The 18,515-nt window shown below is 54.3% G+C and carries 14 protein-coding genes; 9 read left to right on the plus strand and 5 right to left on the minus strand.

Annotated features, from left to right (window positions below; genetic code table 11):
• The first annotated feature begins 15 nt into the window (after positions 1-15).
• The 6 genes from pta to B5D23_RS01675 all read left to right on the plus strand — a co-directional run bounded on the left by pta (position 16) and on the right by B5D23_RS01675 (position 7,989).
• Positions 16-2,127, plus strand: a complete 2,112-nt coding sequence (pta, locus tag B5D23_RS01650) for a phosphate acetyltransferase (RefSeq protein ID WP_078683652.1) — start codon at positions 16-18, stop codon at positions 2,125-2,127.
• A 26-nt stretch (positions 2,128-2,153) separates the two neighbouring features.
• Positions 2,154-3,368 carry an acetate kinase gene (locus tag B5D23_RS01655; protein WP_078683653.1) on the plus strand — a complete coding sequence of 405 codons (1,215 nt, stop codon included), beginning with the start codon at positions 2,154-2,156 and terminating at the stop codon, positions 3,366-3,368.
• A 124-nt stretch (positions 3,369-3,492) separates the two neighbouring features.
• The gene (locus B5D23_RS01660) at positions 3,493-4,122 is read left to right on the plus strand and encodes a lactate utilization protein (protein ID WP_078683654.1); all 630 of its coding nucleotides are present in this window, start codon (positions 3,493-3,495) and stop codon (positions 4,120-4,122) included.
• 1 nt (position 4,123) lies between these two features.
• The gene (gene ldhH / locus B5D23_RS01665; protein ID WP_078683655.1) at positions 4,124-6,280 is read left to right on the plus strand and encodes an L-lactate dehydrogenase (quinone) large subunit LdhH; all 2,157 of its coding nucleotides are present in this window, start codon (positions 4,124-4,126) and stop codon (positions 6,278-6,280) included.
• Positions 6,281-7,164: 884 nt separating this feature from the next.
• Positions 7,165-7,674 carry an acyl-CoA thioesterase gene (locus tag B5D23_RS01670; protein WP_078683890.1) on the plus strand — a complete coding sequence of 170 codons (510 nt, stop codon included), beginning with the start codon at positions 7,165-7,167 and terminating at the stop codon, positions 7,672-7,674.
• Positions 7,675-7,686: 12 nt separating this feature from the next.
• Positions 7,687-7,989, plus strand: a complete 303-nt coding sequence (locus B5D23_RS01675) for a Dabb family protein (RefSeq protein WP_078683891.1) — start codon at positions 7,687-7,689, stop codon at positions 7,987-7,989.
• 50 nt (positions 7,990-8,039) lie between these two features.
• On the opposite strand, the gene B5D23_RS01680 is transcribed toward B5D23_RS01675, so the two are convergent.
• From B5D23_RS01680 to B5D23_RS01700, 5 genes are all read right to left on the minus strand, one after another.
• The gene (locus B5D23_RS01680; RefSeq protein WP_078683656.1) at positions 8,040-8,834 is read right to left on the minus strand and encodes a hypothetical protein; all 795 of its coding nucleotides are present in this window, start codon (positions 8,832-8,834) and stop codon (positions 8,040-8,042) included.
• Between the two features lie 108 nt (positions 8,835-8,942).
• Positions 8,943-9,404, minus strand: coding sequence for a YbhB/YbcL family Raf kinase inhibitor-like protein (locus B5D23_RS01685; protein WP_078683657.1), 462 nt, complete (start codon positions 9,402-9,404; stop codon positions 8,943-8,945).
• 192 nt (positions 9,405-9,596) lie between these two features.
• A complete protein-coding gene (gene folD / locus B5D23_RS01690) occupies positions 9,597-10,454 on the minus strand; it encodes a bifunctional methylenetetrahydrofolate dehydrogenase/methenyltetrahydrofolate cyclohydrolase FolD (protein ID WP_078683658.1) in 858 nt (285 codons plus the stop codon).
• Between the two features lie 110 nt (positions 10,455-10,564).
• The gene (eno, locus tag B5D23_RS01695; RefSeq protein WP_078683659.1) at positions 10,565-11,857 is read right to left on the minus strand and encodes a phosphopyruvate hydratase; all 1,293 of its coding nucleotides are present in this window, start codon (positions 11,855-11,857) and stop codon (positions 10,565-10,567) included.
• Between the two features lie 94 nt (positions 11,858-11,951).
• Entirely contained in the window at positions 11,952-12,752 is an 801-nt protein-coding gene (locus B5D23_RS01700; protein WP_078683660.1) for a type III pantothenate kinase, read from the minus strand.
• A 199-nt stretch (positions 12,753-12,951) separates the two neighbouring features.
• On the opposite strand from B5D23_RS01700, the gene B5D23_RS01705 reads away from it, so the two are divergent.
• The 3 genes from B5D23_RS01705 to ffh all read left to right on the plus strand — a co-directional run bounded on the left by B5D23_RS01705 (position 12,952) and on the right by ffh (position 18,483).
• On the plus strand, positions 12,952-14,019 hold the full coding sequence (locus tag B5D23_RS01705) for a hypothetical protein (RefSeq protein ID WP_078683661.1): 1,068 nt from the start codon (positions 12,952-12,954) through the stop codon (positions 14,017-14,019).
• On the plus strand, positions 14,019-16,664 hold the full coding sequence (locus B5D23_RS01710; protein WP_078683662.1) for a cytochrome ubiquinol oxidase subunit I: 2,646 nt from the start codon (positions 14,019-14,021) through the stop codon (positions 16,662-16,664). The genes B5D23_RS01705 and B5D23_RS01710 overlap by 1 nt, the downstream gene beginning before the upstream one ends.
• A gap of 283 nt (positions 16,665-16,947) precedes the next feature.
• Positions 16,948-18,483: a signal recognition particle protein gene (gene ffh, locus B5D23_RS01715; RefSeq protein ID WP_078683663.1), complete on the plus strand. Its 1,536-nt coding sequence runs from the start codon at positions 16,948-16,950 to the stop codon at positions 18,481-18,483.
• The last annotated feature ends 32 nt before the right edge of the window (positions 18,484-18,515 follow it).

Here is an 18,515-nt window from a genome sequence, read left to right on the forward strand (position 1 = left end):
AACAGAGGAATTGTCATGTCGAAAAATCTGTACATCACAGCGACCGAGCCCCAGAGTGGAAAATCGGCTGTAGCTCTCGGTGTTATGCAGCTTCTGCTGCGTGATATTCGTAAGGTAGCCTTTTTCCGTCCCATCATTAGCGAGCGTGTTGATGGCGGGCGCGATCATGATGTCAACCTGCTCCTGACGCACTTCAATCTCGATATCCCCTACGAGGACACCTTTGCATACACCCTTGCTGAAGCTCGTGAGCTGATCAACAACGGTGAAAGCGCTGTTCTGATGGAGAACATCCTCAACAAGTACAAGGCCCTTGAAGCCAAGTATGACTTTGTTCTCTGTGAAGGTACGGATTTCCGCGGCAAGGATGCTGCCTTTGAGTTTGATCTCAATGCAAGCATTGCAGCGAACCTTGGCTGCCCGGCACTGCTCATTGCCTCTGGCCGCGACAAGAGTGAAGAAGAGCTTCTCAGCACGACTCAGCTGACCGTTGATTCGATGGAAGAGAAGGGGCTTGATGTCTTTGCAACTGTGATTAACCGTGCAGAGAAAAACGTCGACCATGCAAAGATTGCTGAAAACCTGAAATGCAAGGTGAACTGCTCCCAGCCCATGGCTGTGTATGTGATCCCTGAGGAAGAAGGTCTTGGCAATCCCACAGTGAAAGACGTGCAGAAATGGCTTGAGGCTGAAGTCATTTACGGTGCAGACCGTCTCGAAGCTGTTGTTGAAGACTTTGTTGTCGCTGCCATGCAGATTGGCAATTTCCTTGATTACGTTGAAAACGGAAGCATGGTCATCACCCCCGGTGACCGCGAGGACATCATCCTCACCGCTCTCGCTTCCCGACTTTCTGGTTCTTTTGCAGACATCTCCGGCGTGCTGCTGACAGGCGGACTCAAGCCTTCCGAGAATGTCCAGCGCCTCATTGAGGGCTGGTCTGGCGCTCCGCTGCCGATCCTGTCTGTAAAGGGCCACACCTACCAGACGACCCAGAAGCTGGCTGAACTCTACGGCCGCATTGATCCCGAAGACCTCCGCAAGGTTTCCCTTGCTCTTGGCACTTTCGAGTCTCACGTGAACTCCGAAGAGCTGGGCAAGCGCCTTATCGACCGCAAGTCTTCCAAGGTGACTCCGAAAATGTTCGAGTACAACCTTGTGGAGAAAGCCAAGTCCCACAGAATGCGCATTGTGCTCCCCGAAGGCGAATGCGACCGCGTGCTGCGTGCAGCAGAGATCATTCTGCGCCGCAACGTCTGCGAACTCTTTATTCTTGGTGACGAAGCTTCCGTTAAGGCAAAGGTTTCCGAGCTGGGGCTGGACCTGTCTGGTGCCCACTTTGTTGACCCCAAGTCTTCCGACAAGCTCGACGAGTACGCTCAGGCATACTTTGAAGCCCGGAAGCACAAGGGCATCCTCCTTGAGGACGCTCGAGACAGAATGCTGGATGCGACCTACTTTGCGACTATGATGGTCCACAAGGATGACGCTGATGGTATGGTCTCCGGTGCACTGAACACCACCGCGCACACCATCCGTCCTGCATTTGAGTTCATCAAGACCAAGCCCACCGCATCCATTGTTTCCAGTGTATTTCTTATGTGCATGAAGGACCGCGTCCATGTCTATGGAGACTGCGCTGTCAATCCGAATCCCAAAGCTGAGCAGCTTGCAGAAATCGCCATCGGTTCTGCTGAAACTGCTCGTATCTTCGGTGTTGAACCTCGTGTTGCGATGCTTTCTTATTCCACTGGCTCTTCTGGTAAGGGCGCTGATGTCGACCGGGTCAAAGAAGCTGTTGCTCTCGCCAAGGAAAAGGCTCCCCAGCTTGCACTGGAAGGCCCGCTGCAGTTTGACGCAGCCATAGATCCCGGCGTAGCAGCTACGAAGTTGCCTGGCAGCGAAGTTGCTGGTAAGGCAACCGTGTTCATTTTCCCGGATCTGAACACCGGTAATAATACGTACAAGGCAGTGCAGCGTTCCTCGGGTGCTGTGGCTATTGGCCCCGTCCTGCAGGGTCTCAATAAGCCGGTCAATGACCTCTCCCGTGGCTGCACCATTCCTGACATTGTTAACACTGTGGCCATCACCGCCATTCAGGCGCAGGCCGAAAAAGGCCTCATTTAGAGGCAGTCCCAAGAGGGTTTCAACACATGAAGATTCTTGTAATCAACTGCGGCAGCTCTTCCATCAAATACCAGCTGTTCGACATGGATTCCGACGTTGTTATGGCTTCTGGCGCTATCGAGCGCATTGGCCTCGACATGGGCATTATGTCCCACAAGCGGAATCCTGATACCGACGATGAGCAGAAGTTCAAGTTTGAACAGCCCATCCCGAACCACGAAGTTGGTATGGAACTGGTTATTGCCAAGCTGACCGCTGAAGATACTGGCGTTATTCACGATACTGCAGAAATCGCTGGCGTTGGCCACCGTATCGTGCAGGGTGCAAACCTCTTCTCCGACCCTGTCCTCGTCAACGACGAAGTCAAGGCCGCTATTGAGAAGGTTGCTCCTCTGGCGCCTCTGCATAACTACGCTCACCTCGCTGGTATTAACGTCGCTCAGCGACTGTTCCCCAACGCTGGTCACGTCGTAGTTTTTGATACTGCTTTCCACCAGACCATTCCTGCTCACTCCTACGTCTACGGTGTGCCGTACGAAATGTACGAGAAGCACCAGGTTCGCCGCTACGGCTTCCACGGTACTTCCCACCGTTACGTCACCAAGCGTTTTGCTCAGCTTATGGGCAAAAAGCCTGAGGATTGCAACATCATCACCGTCCACCTTGGCAACGGCAGCTCCCTGACCGCAGTCAAGGGCGGCAAGTCCATCGATACTTCCATGGGCCTCACCCCCACCGGTGGCGTCATCATGGGAACCCGTACCGGTGACATTGACCCCACCATCCTTGGTTACCTTGCTCGCACTGAGGGCATGACCATTGATGAGCTGGACGAGATGGTGACCAAGAAGTCCGGTCTGGAAGGTATTTGTGGTATGTCCGACCTTCGTGACATCCACGCTGCTGTGGAAGAGGGCAATGAACGTGCAAAACTCGCTCTGGATATGCTCTGCCACCGTGTTCGCCTCTTCATTGGTGGATACCTGGCTCTCCTCGGCCACGTTGACGGCATCGTCTTCACCGCTGGTATCGGTGAAAATGACGACATCGTCCGCCACGACGTGCTTTGCGGCATGGAAGAACTCGGTATCAAGCTTGATGTTGAAGCCAACAGCAAGCGTGCCGGTGAACACATGCGCATCACTGCCGAAGATTCCCGCATTCCCGCCTTCGTCATTCGTACCAACGAAGAACTCGAGATTGCGCAGCAGACTGTGAGCGTGATCGCTCCTTCCAAATAGCAGCTTCTGTTGATTGAGTTGGCCGCGGGTGTGGACTGCACACCCGCACCCGCGGCTTTTCCTGGTGTAAGTCGTTTTTTCGACTTGCGGTAAAACTCATGTGCCCAAAAAAGGGGGGGATCACATGTGCGCTAAAACTGATTTGGTAAAACTTTTTACTGAAAACGCCACAAAGGTCGGTGCTCAGGTACACAGCATCAAGAACCTTTCGGAAGCATTCTCCTACGTCATGGACACCTGTGAAGGAAAGGAAGCTTGCAAACTGCTTCTGTCCGGATGTGAAGAGCCACTTTCTGATGACGCTCAGGCCCACTGCGACCTGAAACAGCAGAAAGTTATCGCCGCTCCTGAATTCACCGGAGAGGACGGCAAGGAACTTGCCGCTCTGTGTGAAAAACATGGCTTTGAGCTTGTCACCGAAGGTATGCGCCAGCACCTCGCTGGTGTGGACATCGGGTTGACTCATTGTGATTACGGCATGGCCAATCCCGGCACTCTCGTCCTCAACTCCAACAGTGAAGAACTCCGCCTCACCACTATGGTGAGCGAATTCCATATCGCCATCCTGCCTGTTTCCCGCCTTCGTGAAGACTCCGACGCTGTCGAAGCCGAATTTACGAAGATGGTAGACAATTCACCAAGCTACAGCGCTTTCATCACCGGTCCAAGTCGTACTGCTGATATTGAGCGAGTACTCGCAGTTGGTGTTCATGGCCCCCTGGAACTTCACATCTTGCTGCTGGAGGATAACTAGGATGCAGGACGCAAAGAATCTTTCCGATTACCGTAAATCTTGTCAGGAAGCTCTCGACGACGAATTTCTGCGTAAAGCGATTGATAAATTTTTCGTTGCATATCGTGCGAACCGTGTGAACGCCTTTGCGGACACAAATGAAAAAGAGCTGATTTCTAAAATCGCTGATGCAAAGGATGCAGCAATCCATCGTTTGCCTGAGCTGTATGAAGAATTTAAGGCTAAAGCTGAGTCCTTGGGGGTGCATGTTCACCTTGCAAAGACCGCTGCTGAGGCAAACAACATCATTGCCCAGATTGCTCGCGACAACGACGTCAAAAAAATCGTGAAGTCCAAGTCCATGACTGCTGAGGAAACCCGCCTCAATCATGTGCTCGAAAACGAATTTGAAGTCGTGGAAACTGACCTTGGTGAGTGGATTATCCAGATGCGCCACGAAGGCCCGTCTCACATGGTTATGCCCGCTATCCATCTCTCTCGCTATCAGGTCCGTGATCTCTTTACGGACGTGACAGGCAAAGAGCAGGATTCTGACATTCAGAAGCTGGTGAAAGTGGCTCGACGCGAACTCCGCCGCCATTTTGTCGAAGCTGACATGGGTATCAGTGGTGCAAATTTCGCCATTGCTGAAACTGGTGCTATCGGCCTCGTAACCAACGAAGGCAACGCCCGTCTCGTGACCACGCTTCCTCGTGTGCATGTCGCCATCTGTGGTGTGGACAAGCTGACCCCCACCATGCATGACGCTCTGCGTGTGCTGAAAGCTTTGCCCCGTAATGCAACAGGTCAGGCTCTGACCTCGTACATTACTTGGATTGCTGGCGCCAACGAGTGTGCTGTCACCACTGACAGCAAGAAAGAAATGCACATCGTCTTCCTGGACAATGGCCGTCTGGCCATGGCTCAGGACCCTGATTTTTCTCAGGTTCTCCGCTGCGTTCGCTGTGGTGCCTGCGCTAACGTCTGCCCCGTCTATCGCCTCGTCGGTGGTCACAAGATGGGACACATCTACATCGGCGCTATCGGCCTGATTTTGACCTACTTCTTCCACGGTCGCGACAAGGCAAAGAACCTCGTCCAGAACTGTATTAACTGTGGTGCCTGTAAGGAAGTCTGTGCCGCTGGTATCGACCTCCCCAGACTCATCAAGGAAATTCAGTGTCGTATCCTCGAAGAAGAAGGCCATCCCCTGTATTCTGAGCTTCTCGGCAAGCTCATGAAGAATCGCCGCCTCTTCCACTCCCTGCTCAAGACTGCCCGCTATGGACAGGCTCCCATGAAAGCCAAGAACGGCTTCCTGCGCCATCCTCCGCTGGCATTCTTTAAGGATCACAACTTCCGCGCTTTGCCGCAGGTTGCAGACAAGCCTTTCCGTGACATCTGGAAGAAGCTCGACTCCAAGGTCGACGCTCCCAAGATGAAGGTTGGCCTGTTTGCCGGTTGTGTGCAGGACTTTGTCTATCCTGAGCAGATGGCTGCTGCAGTGAAGGTCCTCAAGCACGGTCAGGCCGCTATGGGCTTCCCAGAAGGGCAGTCCTGCTGTGGTCTCCCTCTGCAGATGATGGGCGAAAAGAAGCACGCCGCAGAATTGGCTGCTCAGAACATCGCCGCCTTTGACGCATCCAACTATGACTACGTCATTACGCTGTGCGCCTCCTGTGCCTCTCACATGAAGCACATGTATCCGCGTCTGCTTGCCGATGATCCGTCATTTGCGCTCAAAGCACAGCAGTTTGCTGATCGCGTTATTGATTTCAGCTCCTTTGTTCGCGATGTTCTCAAGCTCGACGAAGGCGACTTCAAGACCATTTCCACCACAGAGAAAACTGCCTACCACGCCCCGTGTCACATGTGTCGCGGACTCGGCGTCAAGGGCTGCACTCAGGAAGGTTTGCAGAAAGCTGGCGTCGACTATGTGAAGATTAAGGAAGAAGATGTCTGTTGTGGCTTCGGCGGTACCTTCACAGCCAAGTTCCCCGCAGAATCTCAGGCCCTTATGAACAAGAAGCTCGACCACGTGAAAGAAGTCGGCGCTACCCAGCTCGTTACCGACTGCCCCGGTTGCGTTATGCAGCTCCGCGGCGGTGCCGAGAAGCGCAAAGACGGTATTCGCGTCCGCCATTATGCGGAAGTGCTCGCCGAGCAGCTTAAAGATTAATAAACGTATGTATACAGCGGGGGGGAGTCCGCAGGAAGACCCACCCCCCGCGTAACAATAGGGGATTCGCCATCCCCATCTCGCACTCGCAGCTCATGAGTGACCAACTTAGCCGCGAAACTGGTCCCCCAGATTTTTCGGCCATTATGAGCTGCTCTCCACTAGGTAGGAGGACAGCAGCGCAGCGGTTTCTTCTCGCCCTCTTGACGGAACCGCCGCCGTCCTCAATTCGGACCATTCGACTCATCACATCGGCATTCAGGTGCTGAGTCGAGTGGTCTTTTTTTATGGGAAATTGGGGGGGGCAGCCCCAGCCTGAAAAGGCTGGATGGGTGGGAGGGAAAGAACCGGGGCCAGCCCCGGACCCCGCGTAAGGGAATGATTCCCTTACGTATCCTCATCGAGTTTAAAAGCCGTGCAAGCGAAGCTTGCACGGCTTTTAAACTTAATGGGGCTGCCTAAAGCGACTTCTTTCTCTTCTGCGAGTTGCCACTATTTTCTTTTTGAACGCGAGCGTTCAAAAAGAAAATAAGTGCGGTCTGGAAAAGGCAAAAGAACACGCAATCGGGAAATGCCCACTAGCTCAAAAAATAGGGCTGATGGAGAGGAAAGCGGAGCTTTCATCCCATTCAGCCCTATTTTTTGAGCGAAAGCGGGATTCCCAAGGGCCTCGTCCTTGGGCGGGGTCAAGGGGCGGCGCCCCTTGCAGAGGTGCGGGGACAGAGTCCCCGCCCACCCCTACGCCCCTTGCAGGGCTTGGGGCAGTGCCCCAATAAAACAACACCCGCCCGTGGCCCATACCATAGTGCTTGCGAGACGGGGCGAGGTTGTGCATTCTGTAGGGAGAGATGGTGAGGGTGGAAAAGCGAGAGATTGGAGGCAAGATGAAAGGGAAGACGAAGCGCGAGTCCCAGACAGTGCTGACACAGCGGATGCTGCCACAAGACGCAAATCCTGCGGGGAATGTGCATGGTGGTGTGACGCTGAAATATATAGACCTTGCAGCGGCGACGGTAGCGATGCGGCATTGCCGTTCGAACGCGGTGACGGTGTCCATTGACCGGATGGATTTTTTAAAGCCGGTGTTTGTTGGTGAGGTGGTAAATTTCAAGGCGAGTTTAAACTATACGGGCAGCTCTTCGATGGAGGTCGGTGTCCGAGTAGAGTCTGAGAACATGTTTACGGGCGAGAAGCGATACTGCGCATCTGCATATCTCAGCTTTGTTGCTTTGGACCCGAACGGCAAGCCTCGAGAGATTCCTCCGCTGATTCTGGAGACGGACGAAGATCACAGACGGTGGAAGGAAGCGGAGGCGCGCCGGACATTGCGGAAGACGGAAAGGAAGCGTGAACGCGAATCTCAGCAGCGAGCTGTTGGGCGCACAACCGAGTAAATGGAGACAGCAGTGCTGAAACATATCGTACTTTGGAAACTGAAGGACGAAGCTGCCGGCGCGAGCAAGGCAGAGAACGCAGTGGAAATGAAGAAGCGTCTTGACGCGCTGGTGGGCGTTGTACCTGGCCCGGTGGAGTTTGAGGTCGGGATCAATATTGATCCTGAGGGTGGCGTGTCTGATATCGCACTGTATAGCGTTTTTGAATCCCGCGAGGCACTGAAAGCCTACGCTGTGCACCCGAAGCACGTTGAGGCTGGAGTTTTCATTAAGCAGGTCGCAGAAGAGCGGCGTTGCGTTGACTATGAATTTTAGAATTTGTCTGAACGAGAAAAGGCCCGCTTCTTGGCGGGCCTTTTTTTGTGCTATTTGCTGTGGGCGAGATGCTGCGGCATGAGGGAGATGATAGCGACCCGCCAGCCGTCAAAGTCGAAAGCCTCCTCATAGGGAATATGGAGCCTGTTGTTGAGGTCGATGCGGTCGGGGAGATCAAGTTCGAGGTCGATGGTTGCCTCTGGGGGCGTCTGATCCATGAGGAAGAGCACGAGAGTGTGCGTGTCGAGCCACTTGGATTCCGTGAGTCCACCAGCGGGCATGTTGTCGAGCTTGGCGAGGGAGGTATAAATCCCGGCCCAGTCCTTGGGCAGCTCGGAGCTTTCGGGCATTTTGACTTTGGGGATAAGCATCATCCTGATGGATGGTGACTGCGGATAAATGGCGGCAACCTGTGCCGAGTCAATGTCCACGGAGTTCTCGCCGAGAGTGTAGCTGGAAGAATAGAGGATGCGTGCAGAGCGGCCAAAGCTGTCTTCGACGCGAAGGATGCCGCTGGTGCTGCGCCCCTCACGGCCGTCTTCCCGATCGCGATATTCGAGAAGCCGGTGAGAACTCAGCTCAAATCCGGGATAGGTGAAATCACTTTTGACGCAGTCGCAGGCCTGCTGGGAGAAGTCGGCACCGGGGGTGCGTTTTTCCTGAAGCTTGCGAAAGATGTTTTTGGCAACAAAGCTGGCGTCCAGGGGATATTCTTCGGCGTTGGCCGGGACAGCCTGCGGGACAGGGGAGAGCGCGGTTGGGCGGCTGCTGGTGCAGCCAAAACTGAGCGCAAGAATACCGCACATGCAGAGAAGCAAGGCGAGGAAGCGCGTGAAACTCGTCATAGTTCCTCCCGGAGCTGGATTTTTCTTTATAGTAGCACAGGGAGGGGGATGGTGCAGTGAATTTTTGGGAGAAAAGGAAAGCGCCGCTTCGGGAGAAGCGGCGCTGTACTATCGGGAATAGGTGCACATAACCTGTGCTGTGTCCAGAATGTGACCTTCCATTGCCTCAAGAAGCTGCTCTTTGCTGGCTTCGGGGGCGAGGGAGATGTCGTTATCCAGGGCATAGAGGGTGAAGATGTAGCGATGCTTGTCGTCATTTTCTGGCGGGCATGGGCCATTGTAGCCAATGCGTCCCCAGGAGTTGAGACCCTGGCGCAGGCCAGAGGGGTGCTCGGCTGTGCGGGGAATCTTGGCGGCAAGGCGGAACGCAACACTGGGGATGCCGTAGAGCACCCAGTGAACCCAGGGGCTTTCACCTGGAGCGTCGGGGTCCTCACAGATGAGGGCGAAACCTTCGGCATTTTCGGGAGCGTCTTCCCAGTCGAGAGACGGGGAAAAGTCGCTGGCGTCACAGGTAAACTGAATGGGAATACGACCGTTTTCCGGGAAGGAACTGCTGGTCAGCTTCATATGCGTGAACTCCTGCGGTTCTAAATTTATCTTGGGACAGCCGCTCGCATGGGCTGCCGGTCTTTGCGGTGGCGTTATGATGCTATAAAAGCTGGGGCGGGAGAGCGCAAGTCCTAGAAGGGGAGAGTCCGGGAAATTGCCCAGAAAAAAAGGCGCTCCGTACAAAACGGAACGCCAGTTTTTGGCAGAAAATTATGCGTTGTGGCGCTCGTAGGCCTGAATGGTGTTGACGAGCAGCATGGCAATAGTCATCGGTCCAACGCCACCGGGAACCGGGGTGATGGCAGAGACTTTGTCCTTGATGGCGTCAAAGTCACAGTCACCGGCGAGGCCGTTATCTGTGCGGTTGATGCCGACGTCAATCACGACTGCGCCTTCCTTGACCATGTCTGCCGTCACAAAGTGAGGGCGGCCAATGGCAGCGACGAGAATGTCAGCTTCGGCACAGAGTTCTTTCAGGTTGGGCGTGCGGGAGTGGGCCACGGTCACGGTGGCATTGGCAAAGTCGCCATAGCCCCAAAGCATCATGGCCATAGGTTTGCCCACAATGTTGGAGCGGCCAATGATAACGGCGCGTTTGCCGCTTGTTGTGATTTCGTGGCGTTTGAGAAGTTCGATGACGCCAGCCGGAGTGCAGGGTGCATAGCCGGGAAGTCCAAGGGCGAGGCGCCCAACATTGACCGGGTGGAAGCCGTCAACGTCTTTTTCTGGATCGATGAGGTCCAGACAGGTCTGGCTGTCCAGTCCTTTGGGAAGAGGAAGCTGAAGGAGGATGCCGTCAACGTCGTCGCGAGTGTTGAGTTCACGAATGAGGTCTTCGACGTCCTTTTGGGTCACGTCCGCGGGAAGGCGGTAGGCCAAAGATTCGATACCTGCATTTTCACAGGCGCGTTCTTTATTCCGAACGTACACCTGAGATGCCGGGTCTTCACCAACGAGAATGACAGCGAGGCCGGGTTTGCGGCCATACAGCGTTTCTTTTGCTGCAACTGTCTCTTTCAGTTCACTGCGAATAGCTGCCGCAGTTGCTTTGCCGTCCAGCAGAATCATGCTTGTTCCCCTTTACAGATCAATAAAAATCACGATGAACAAAAAGAGGCGCGGAAAAGATTCCGCGCCCCGTGCACTGCATTTGATGCGGCTGTTGTTACAACCAGATGCTAGTCGATGTCAAACCACTGTTCGCCCATGATGGGGCCAAAGTAGATTGCTTCGTCTTCAAGGTCTTCCTCGATGCGCATCAGCTGGTTGTACTTTGCAATCCTGTCGGAGCGGCAAAGAGAGCCAGTCTTGATCTGACCAGCATTTACGGCCACTGCGAGGTCAGCAATAAAGTGATCCTCGGTCTCGCCGGAACGGTGAGAGATAACAGTGGTGTAGCCAGCCTGCTTTGCCATTTCGATGGTGTCCATGGTTTCGGTCACGGTACCGATCTGGTTCAGCTTGATGAGGATGGAGTTTGCTGCGCCAGCCTCGATGCCCTGAGCCAGGATATCGGGGTTGGTAACAAAGATGTCGTCGCCGACGAGCTGAAGGGCTTCGCCAAGCTCGGCGGTCATGAGCTTCCAGCCGTCCCAGTCGCTTTCGGCAAGGCCGTCTTCGATGGAGATAACCGGGAACTCGTGAGCAATCTCGCGGTAGTACTGGATAAGCTCTTCGGCGGTGAACTCACGTCCTTCGCCAGCAAAGACGTATTTGCCGTCTTTGTAGAACTCGCTGGCAGCGGCATCAATAGCGATAGCGATGTCTTTGCCTGCGGTGTAGCCAGCAGCTTCGATTGCCTTGACGATGTATGCAAAAGCTTCGCGGTGGTCCTTGAGGTTCGGAGCAAAGCCGCCTTCGTCACCCACGGAAGTGATGTGGTTGTCGGCAGCGAGAAGCTTTTTCAGGTTGTGGAAAGTCTCGGAACCCATGCGCAGAGCTTCTGCAAAAGAATCAGCAGAAAGCGGCACAATCATGAATTCCTGAATATCGAGATTGTTTGGTGCGTGCTCGCCACCGTTCATGATGTTCATCATGGGGGTGGGCAGCACTTTGCCATTCACACCGCCGAGATAGCGGTACAGGGGAAGCTTGTAAAAATTGGCAGCAGCGCGGGCAACAGCAAGGGAAACACCCAGCATGGCGTTTGCGCCAAGGCGGGTTTTGTTTTCGGTGCCGTCGAGATCGATCATCATGTTGTCGATGGCGACCTGGCGGGTGACGTCCATGCCAAGAATGTTCTCGGCAATTTCACCGTTGATGTGCTCAACGGCTTTGGTCACGCCCTTTCCGAGGTAGCGTTCCTTGTCGCCATCACGAAGCTCGAGAGCTTCACGAGAGCCAGTGGAAGCTCCAGAAGGAACAGCGGCAAGGCCTTTTGCGCCGGATTCCGTCGTAATTTCAACTTCAACAGTAGGATTACCACGGGAATCGAGAATTTCTCTGCCCCATACGTTTACGATGGTGCTCATGACTGCGCTCCTTTGTATGTAAAACGGATAATGTACCAGACTTGCAAGGGCCATGTGCCACGAAGCGCAGGCCGCGTCAAACCTGTATTACTCTCTAAGACTGTCTGCTGGCTGTCATTTGGGCAAAGACAAGCCCTTCCAGCGTCAGCGTTGCGTGGATGGAACGGAGTTTAGGACAAACGTCCGCCACCCGTTTGGCAAGCCCGCCTGTTGCAACAACGGCAGCACGGGTGCCCAGTTCTTTTTCAAAACGTTCTATCAGACCTTCTGCCAGAGCCGCAAACCCAAAGATAAAACCCTGATTCAGGCTGTCTTCGGTCTTGTACCCAAAGAAAAAGTCAGGGGATTCAAGGTTAAGGCTGAGTTCTGGCAGGCGAGCTGTATCCGAGCTGAGTGCTCGTGCAGAAGTTCGCATTCCGGGGCAAATAACCCCGCCAAGAAAGCGATTTCCCGAAACAGCATCAAGAGTTGTTGCCGTACCAAAATCACAGATAATGATATTTTCGGCATCGAGCAGGTGGCGGGCACCATACGCGGCAACAAGTCTGTCTGGACCGACGTTGTCAGGTATTTCAGAAATATTGTCGAAGGGGACGGGGAGGGTGTCTGGAGCGAAGCAGGCAGAACGCCCAAAGGCCAGCTCTGAGGCGGAATTGATGAGCGGAATAAGGTCCGGCACAACAGAGCAGCCAAGAATATCGGAAAAGTCCGCAGGGGCAAGCTGCCATTTTTCGGCAGTGTGCACGAGGCGGTCTGCCCAGTTCTCTGCGGAGTCCGCAATGGTGGGCAGGGTTTCCACCTGAGAGAATACAGTTCTGCTCTCTGGGGACCAGTAACTGATTTTTGTACAGGTGTTGCCTATGTCGAGTAAAAGTTTGTGAGCGTCTTGTGTCATGCGATAAGCATCCGGTGAAATGCGCCGGGGGGCGGTGAAAAAATACTGCTCTTCATGAGAAGCCTAGTACAAAAGACAGAGAAGCTGTAAGAATTTTTTGTGAAAAGTCTTCTGAAGCTTGTCCTTTGTGCTCCTTGTGTTTACTACAATAGGAACAGAACCGTAGACATACCAGACTCTTTTGCAATGGGAGGCATGAATGGACCCCACAGCCCTCATTCCACCGCACGGAGCGTTTCAGGTTCCGTGGGGATGGTTTCAGGCGTTCTTGCTTGTGAGTTTTGTCATCCACCTGCTTTTGGTCAACACTCTGCTCGGAAGCGCAATGATGTCGCTGGCAGAGGGCGTCGTCAAGACCAGCTCCGGGCCAGTCAGCAGGCATTCGTCCAAAAAGATTCCTACCGTGATGGCGCTGACCATTAATTTTGGTGTGCCGCCACTTCTGTTCCTTCAAGTTCTGTATGGGCAGTTCTACAACGTCGCAGACATCCTTGCAGGCGTCTACAGGCTTGCAGTCGTCCTTGTTCTTATCTGTGCCTATTATGCCGCGTACGCATGGGATTTTCGATTCCAGCGTCTTGGGCGGCTCCGGCTCGTTTTGCTGAGCCTTGTTGTGGCCGCATTACTCTATGTGGCCTTTGTCTTTACCAATTCGACCAGCATGATGCTTCGTCCTGAGGCATGGAAAGGCTATTTTACCAATTCTGGCGGTACCTTGCTGAATAGCTCGGACCCAAGCCTGTGGCCTCGCTATCTCCACTTTGTGGTGGCGTCGCTGGCTGTTGGAGGCTTGGTACAGGGTCTTTACTGGTCGCGCAAGTCCCGGCGCATGCTCCCCGGATCACGGGAGAATGTTCGTCGTGGCATGCAGGTCTTTGCCTATGCTACTGCGTTCCAGGTTGCAATTGGTTCGTGGTGGCTGGTGAGCCTGCCTGCGGATGTTCTGGAGCTGTTCCTTGGCGGAAGGGCGTTTCCGTCTCTGCTTTTGGCCGCAGGAATGGCCGGGGTCGCTGCATGCCTTATTTCTGGACTGCGGCAGCAGCCTGTCCCTGCGCTCGTCTCTGTACTTGCAACCATTGGGGTGATGACAGGGTTGCGCGAAATGGTGCGCTACGCAAGCCTTGAACCATTTTATGCTGTCTCGCAGGTCCCTGCACAAGGTGAATGGTCTCCGCTCCTGCTCTTTCTTGGTGCATTTCTGGTGTCGGCGTGCATTCTGGCGCTGGTGCTTCGCTACGCATTTCAGTCTCGGAAATGGGGGGCATAATGGATTTTCCTGTCATGCAGATTCCGGCCCTTGGCGGTGGGTTTGTCATTGCCTTTATTGCTGTCGTTCACGTGTTCATTGCGCATTTTGCCGTTGGTGGCGGACTTTTTCTTGTTCTGACAGAGCACCTTGCTCATCGGCAAAACAGCCCGGAAATTTTAGCGTATGTGAAGCGGCACACCAAGTTTTTTGTGCTGCTGACAATGGTTTTTGGTGGGCTGACAGGCGTTGGTATCTGGTTCGCAATCAGTTTGACCAGCCCTGCGGCGACGCTCAAGCTGGTACAAACCTATTCTTTTGGCTGGGCCACAGAGTGGGTGTTTTTCCTTGGCGAAATTGCCTGCCTGCTGGTGTATTTCTATACCTTCGAGCAGATGGACCGGCGCAGGCACCTGTTTGTGGGCTGGTGCTACTTTGTGTTTGGCTGGTTTTCACTGGTTATGATCGACGGCATTATCAGCTCCATGCTCACGCCGGGCGAATGGCTGGAAACAGGGGCGTTCTGGGATGGATTCCTGAACCCGTCCTTTGTGCCATCTGTCGTGTTGCGGACCATGCTGGGGCTGAGCCTAGCGGGGCTGTTTGCTTTTGTTACAGCGAGCCGGGTGGAGGATGATGCAACGAGAAAGAAGCTGGTTCGCTTTTCTGCGGGCTGGGCTGTGTGGCCGCTTTTGCTGATGATTCCCTCGGGCTGGTGGTATTTCCAGGTGTTGCCAGTGAGTGTGCAGGGAATGATCCTCGGCCATAACAATGAAATTTTGCCGCTGGTTCAGGCGCTGAGCATTGCCATACCCGGTATTGTTGTCCTGAGCCTGTTTATGGCGCTGCGCCTGCCTCGCAGATCGCAGACCGCGCTGGCCTGTATTCTGCTTGCGCTGGGCTTTGTTGAGGTCGGGTCCTTTGAATGGATTCGGGAAGCCGCCCGGCGACCCTATGTCATATATGGACATATGTTCTCGAATGGTCTGCCTGTGGCGGAGCTGAATGTTGTGCGGGAGCAGGGCTTTTTGAAGAGCCTGCGCTGGACCGAGCACAAGAGCGTCACTCCTGAAAATACGCTGGATGCCGGGCATGATATTTTTGTGAATCAGTGCCTGTCGTGTCACAGCGTTCGGGGACCGCTCAATGATATTCTCCCACTGACCAGTAAATTTGGTGTTGTGGGACTGGAGTCACAGCTCACGGGGCAGGGAAAGCTCAATACCTACATGCCGCCGTTTATTGGGAACGACGAAGAGCGGCATGCGCTTGCCCAGTATGTCGTGAACGTCTTGCATTCTGGCACCGCGCCAGAACAGATCCGTTCACCCAATCCTGACCCGGTGGACATCCCGCCTTTTGATAAGGAAAAGGACGAGTTTGTTTTGCTGGCGTGGAACACGATGGGCATGCACTGTATTTCGGATTCAGATCCGTACTGGGTGCTGCTGCCACCAGCCAATGATCTTTTCTGTCAGCTTGTCCGGCGGGGAGAAAGTCCGGAGCTGGTCACGGAAGGAGTGGAGATTCGCTATCAGGTGGATGCGGCGTTTGCGAACCCTGAGCAGCATGTCAGGTTTTGGGATTTTTCTGAGCAGCTTTTTGGAAAAAAACTGGAGGCTGGCGAGGGGCTGGCCGGGAACAGAGTTTCTGGAACACTGCACCTGAGCGAAGGGCAGGGCGTGTATGAAGCCGCACTTCTCCCGGTTGTTCCGTATCCTGATGGCGGGGGCTTTAATCCGTATCCAATTTTTACGGTGAAGGCCTACGACTCGGAAAGCGGAGAGCTTTTGGCCAAAACTCGCACGGTTGCGCCAACATCAACGGAGATGGGCTGCAAAAACTGCCACGGTGGCACATGGCGGGTTGCTGGTGTTGCCGGAATTTCTGACCAGACAGCCGAAGATGTGCTTGCAGTTCATGACCGGATAAATAAAACTCGCCTCCGCGCCTCGGCAGAGAAAGGGAAGCCTGTTTTGTGTCAGAGCTGCCACCCTGATCCGGTGCTCAAGGCTCCGGGCAAGCCCGGCATGATAAATCTGCCAGCGGCGATTCATGGCTGGCATGCCAGCTATATTGATGACGAGAGCGAAGTGGCCTGCGGATACTGCCATCCTTCCGGTCCGGAAGGGCAGACGCGTTGCCTGCGTGGAGTGCATGCCGACATTGGCCTGACCTGTACAAACTGTCATGGAACTCTTGCCGATCATGCAATTTCCCTGCTTCGCTACGATGCGGCACAAAAGCGCCGCGGAGCTGAAAAACTTTTGGCGCAGCTGAGGCCTACAGGACTTGAGCAGATTGCCGAAGTGAATCCCCGGCGGCCGTGGGTACAGGAACCTGATTGTCTGAACTGCCACCGCGAGTACATGCCACCAGAAAGCGTGTCGGCATTTAATGAGTGGACAGAGGGAGCGGAAGGGCTGTACCGCATGCGTCGGGATGAAATGGACGCACTGTATTGCGGTGCCTGTCATGGAAGTCCCCATGCTGTGTACCCGGCTGTTCGTGAAAACGGGTATGGGCCAGACCGTGACAATATTGCACCATTGCAGTATACCCACGAAGCTGCTCCGCTGGGGGCAGGAGGCAACTGCTCTCTGTGCCATGTTGGGACGGAGATGAGTGCCGAAGATTCAGCGCACCATGCTATGGGGTTCCGCTAGGCGCAAAAGATGTCGTCTTGCGTTGCGCAAACGCATGCAGAAAAATTCTGACGGTGTTTTGCGTCTGTGGAACATGAGCCGTACAAACGGCCAGCTGCGCGGTGAGGGCATGAAATGCCAGCAACGAGAGTCCTTTACGTGCGAAAAGCCTAAGCTCTCGGGTGAACCTCTTGACCTTTGTATACCCCTCGGGTACACAACCCGCGCCGTGTCAAACTTGACTAAATGGGGGAGGTTCTTTAACTAGAACCTCTTTTATTTTTTTGGGACGGGAAAATAGATTATGTTTGAAAGTCTTTCTGACCGACTTGATTCAGTTTTCAAGAAGTTCAAGGGGCAGGGGCGCCTTGACGAAAACAATATTCAGCAGGGATTGCGCGAAGTGCGTCTTGCTCTGCTGGAAGCTGACGTCAACTTCAAGGTTGTTAAGGACTTCACCGAACGGGTGAAGGAGCGCTGCCTTGGACAGGACGTTCAGAAAAGCCTGACGCCCGGCCAGCAGGTCATTAAAATCGTTAACGATGAAATGACACAGCTGCTTGGTGGCGAGACGCAGGACGTTGACCTGCGCGGCAATCCGTCTGTCTTTATGATGGTCGGCCTGCAGGGTTCAGGTAAAACCACCTCGGCCGCAAAACTCGCGCTGCACTTTCGCCGTCAGCGGAAGATGAAGCCCTATCTGGTTCCTGCTGACGTGTACCGTCCGGCAGCTATTGACCAGCTTCAGACCCTTGGCCGTCAGCTTGACGTGCCTGTTTTCCCGTCCGAAGTTGGCATGGACCCGGTGGACATCTGCAAGCAGGGTATTGAAGCCGCTCGCGAAGCTGGCTGCAATGTCGTCCTGCTTGATACCGCAGGTCGTTTGCAGATTGACGAAAAGTTGATGGATGAGCTGGCGAACATCAAGGACGCCTGTACTCCGAATGAAATCCTTTTCGTTGCTGACGCCATGATTGGTCAGGAAGCCGTCAATGTTGCCAAGAGCTTTGATGAAAAGCTCGACATCAGCGGCGTGATTCTGACCAAGATGGACGGTGATGCACGTGGTGGTGCTGCGCTGTCCATTAAGAGCGTCACGGGCAAGTCCTTGAAGTTTGTGGGTATGGGCGAAAAGGTCAGCGACCTTGAAGTGTTCCACCCCGACCGCATCGCCTCCCGAATTCTCGGCATGGGTGATGTGCTGACCCTGATTGAAAAGGCACAGTCCTCCATCGATCAGGAAGAAGCCGAAGAAATCGGCAAAAAATTTCAGCGTGCAGAGTTCGACTTTGAAGACTTTCGCACGCAGATGCGTCGGCTGAAAAAGCTTGGGTCCATTGAGGGCCTGCTGAAGCTGATTCCCGGCATGCGAGGCCTGAAAGATAAAATCGGAGAACTCTCTGTTCCCGAAAAAGACATGGCTCGCATCGAGGCTATCATCAGTTCCATGACGATGGAGGAGCGCCGTAATCCTTCTGTCATCAATCCCAGCCGCAAGGCTCGTATCGCCAAAGGCTCGGGCGTGGCCGTCTCTGACGTGAACCAGCTCGTGAAAAACTTTGAGCAGATGCGCAAGATGATGAAGAAGATGATGGGCGGCGGCAGCAAGGGCAAAAAGCCCCGTATGCCGCGTATGCCCAAAGGTCTCCCCGGAATGCCCGGCGGGATGCCCGGAGCAGGATTGCCAGGCGGAATGCCTGGTATGCCCGGCATGCCTGGAATGGAGGGCATGGAAGGCATGGAAGGGATGGGGTCTCGTCCCGGTTCCACCAAGTCGAAAACTCAGCGAAAAAAACGCAAGAAGACGGCTGGGCGGAACAAAAAAAAGAAAAAGAAGTAATCTCGGTGGTTAGTGCCCTCGGTGTGGGTCAC

This window comes from Desulfobaculum bizertense DSM 18034, from assembly GCF_900167065.1.
In the GTDB taxonomy this organism is placed as follows: Bacteria; Desulfobacterota; Desulfovibrionia; order Desulfovibrionales; family Desulfovibrionaceae; genus Desulfobaculum; species Desulfobaculum bizertense.